The sequence below is a fragment of the Sporomusa sp. genome (assembly GCF_057736855.1).
In genome coordinates, this window is sequence record NZ_JBYKYF010000133.1 from 1 (window position 1) to 3,356 (window position 3,356).

Genomic DNA, 3,356 nt, shown 5'->3' on the forward strand with positions numbered 1-3,356 from the left:
GTAACTGGTTGCAGTTTTTTCTATTTGGGGGCTGTCTTAACGCGACAGCCCCTTCTTTTCTTGAAGAAATGCCTTTGTGGCTTATCATCAAATTTATTTACTTTCATGCCTTTGGCAGGGTAAGTCCACTCACTACTAGGTGTAACATTTACTTTATAAAATTGTAGGACAATGAGGGCATCTACCCCACGGATGAACCCTAAAAAACCTCAACCTCGCATCACGGAAGAGTTAACGCCATCTTCCACAGTTACCAATGATACGATTCTCCGTTTCATTGGTAGCGGCGTTCATTTTTTTTCAAAAGCAGCAAAATAAGCGTCCCATCGCTTCTTATAAACCAGCAAGCTAGAACCGCCCCTTTAACCCAAATGCCTTCACATCTTATTTCTATTCTGAATATGATAAAGAAAACAGTTTACGGTTAGCTAAGCGGTATTAAAGGAAAGCTTAGATTATTAATTATGAATGTGCATGGAGGATTTTTATGTCGAAAGATTACGAAGATCACGACAGGATATATATTAAAGATATTTCAGAAAAATCAGCACAAGAAAATTCGGACGGTACGAAGAAGGATCGAGAAAAACATCCGTATTATCCAGGTGAAGTATGTCTTCTAGTTCCGCCCGGACCTCCGGGACCGCCCGGACCTCCAGGACCGCCTGGACCTCCGGGACCACGTGGACCTAGAGGATTTCCGGGTCCGAGAGGAATTCCGGGACCACAAGGCCCAGCGGGACCAGCGGGAGCAAGGGTTCTTTCAGGTGTAGAATCGCCGCCCTGCGAGTTAGGCCAAATCGGTGATCTATACGTGGATGTGGTTAATGGGCAACTATATTTCAAAACTTCTCAGCCTGACCCGACAGTTATAGCGAGACCAATCCCGCCACCAACTGGTACTACTTGGACAGTAGGTACTTCATGCCAGCCAAGCTGTGATTTTGCAACGATCCAGGAGGCTATCAATTCACCAAATACACGCAATGGTGATAGGCTGTTGCTTATGGACTCAACCTACTCGCTAACATCCACAATCAATGTAACTAAGTCCTTGACAATAGAGGGACAAGGGATGGGAGTTACTACGATAATAACTACGCAACAACTTGCTCCAACTTATTATATGTTCAATGTCACAGCCACTGATGTTATATTTAGAAATATGACAATCGTTCAAGATGTCAATCGTTCCGCTGGTCAGACTGATACGGTAATTGCATTTAATAATTTGGCTGCTAAGAATATTTATGTAGACAGTTGTGAGATAGGGGTAAGCGAATTGGGTATTAGCCTTAGAGTTGCTGAGTTTCAGATAACCAACTGTAAATTCACCTATGCCCAGAACGGCACAAGCGACAATAGCTATGTATGCATATTAATACAGTCGACTTCTGGTAATAGCATTATATACAAGAACACTTTTGAACCTGGATCGGGAAACGCAAGATGCATGTTTGTGCGAATTACCAATATCGCAGCGCCTTCGCCATCTGGCACACTTCAGGGTAAACTACACATATGCAGCAATACGCAATTGGCTTCTTCTTTCACCTTGCGGCACTTACTAGCCATTGAAGAATTTGTCGGCTCGGATTTTGAACTATATATTAACGATAATACTACGATCAGTGAGGGCAATGTGCCAATCCTGCTATATCCCGGCACTAATTACGCGTTAAATATTTTCAGATTTATCGAGGTTGTTGGTAATAACGTGCAAAACGATGCCGGCAAAGGCCTTATTGGAATTGATCATGAACCAACTGCGCAATTACCAACAGTTATTGCCGGTACTACAGATCTCTTCAGCTTCGGCAACAATATTGCCAAACCGGATATTACCGCAACGAATTGGGCAAGCGCGACAGTACCAGCCAGCAATATTGTAGGTTATAACACGGTAAGAATCGAGCCGGATCCACAGTTGCCATTTGCGAGCTGTTATTGGCTGTCACTAAGTTAAGACACTTTGGAGACGTCAGACTGTGCGAAAACTATTTTGCAATTTTTAATCAAAATGACCTTTTTTTCAATACATTGATAATATATTAAAAAGTGAAGGATATGCTTGCAAAAATCCCTATCTTCCAGTCGCTCTTTAATAGATAACGATGCTCGTGTTGGATACAAGTCTTCAACCGACAGCTTCTACGGTTATAAGATAGAAATTGCGATGATTTCTGAGGAACGAATCATTACCGCAGTATCAGCTAATAGTGGTTCATATGTTGATGGCAGCAATTTTGATGAACTTTAATTAAATTAGAAACTGGTAAGAAACCGATAATTAGTATAATACGAATTAAGCAAAAAACCCCAATCGCCATCAACAGAGATTGAGGTTATAATTTTACTCACATTTTTTATCCCAACTTGCAAAAAGGCAAGACCCCTTCCCTGCATTTGCAAAGGTTGAGGCCATTTTCGCCATTACCAGTGATACGGTTCTCCCCGGCTAATTTTAAACGCCCGGTACACTTGCTCCACCAACAGCAGGCGGATCATCTGATGCGTAAATGTCATTTTGGAAAAAGACAAACGTTCTTTGGCAGCTTTCACTACTTCTGCCGATAGGCCAAAAGCTCCGCCGATAACAAAGGTAATATCACTTTGACCATTTAGTGCCAAATTATCAAACTTAGCTGCTAATTGCTCTGACGAGATGGCTTGTCCGGCCACATCTAGAACAATGAGATAACTTCCCTGGCGAACAGCTTTTAAAATTCGCTCACCCTCCCGGGTGAGCGCTTGTGCTTTTTCAGCCGGTGAAGGATTGTCAGGCATACGTTCCTCGGCTAGTTCAACAATGTCGAGTTTGCAGTAAGCGGTGAGACGCTTAACAAATTCCTGGATACCGGCAGTTAGATATTTCTCTTTAATTTTACCTACTGCAATAATAGTAATCTTCATCTTATTGTCCTGGCATTTCTTCTAAGTAAACATTTATGGTTTGTTTCTTGCCATTTCGCAGAATAACAACTTCGACACTACTGCCTACTTGGTGAGTGTCAAGAATAGCTCGTAATTCAGCAACACTATTGGTTTCAGCTCCGGCTACTTTAAGAATGATATCGCCCTCGCGGATGCCGGCTTTATGCGCTGGACCGTTTAGAGATACTCTAGCAATATACACGCCTTTCTCCAGTTTGAGATCATACCCATATCTGGCAGCAGAAGTTTGGTCTAATACGCCTACTCCCAAGTAAGCTCTGATTACCCGTCCTTTGTCAATTAAAGACTGGAGGATGGGCCGAGCGCTATTAATAGGAATAGCAAACCCAATGCCTTCCACACCAGAGAGGGCAATTTTAGCGCTATTAATACCAATGACTACACCGTCAGCATTAACAAGG

3 protein-coding genes are annotated in these 3,356 nt (G+C 42.6%); 1 reads left to right on the forward strand and 2 read right to left on the reverse strand.

What is annotated here, in order from left to right; all coding sequences use genetic code 11:
- The first annotated feature begins 487 nt into the window (after window positions 1–487).
- A complete protein-coding gene (locus AC29Z1_RS09990) occupies window positions 488–1,966 on the forward strand; it encodes a right-handed parallel beta-helix repeat-containing protein (RefSeq protein WP_488271316.1) in 1,479 nt (492 codons plus the stop codon).
- Window positions 1,967–2,433: 467 nt separating this feature from the next.
- On the opposite strand, the gene rlmH is transcribed toward AC29Z1_RS09990, so the two are convergent.
- Entirely contained in the window at window positions 2,434–2,913 is a 480-nt protein-coding gene (gene rlmH / locus AC29Z1_RS09995; RefSeq protein ID WP_488271317.1) for a 23S rRNA (pseudouridine(1915)-N(3))-methyltransferase RlmH, read from the reverse strand.
- A gap of 1 nt (window position 2,914) precedes the next feature.
- Window positions 2,915–3,356: S1C family serine protease (locus AC29Z1_RS10000; protein WP_488271318.1), on the reverse strand; the 442-nt coding region annotated here is incomplete at its 5' end.

Bases quoted from the DNA above. Each gene is read 5' to 3' on its own strand.
- AC29Z1_RS09990 (WP_488271316.1), top strand. From the start codon at position 488: ATGTCGAAAGATTACGAAGATCACGACAGGATATATATTAAAGATATT.
- rlmH (WP_488271317.1), bottom strand. From the start codon at position 2,913: ATGAAGATTACTATTATTGCAGTAGGTAAAATTAAAGAGAAATATCTA.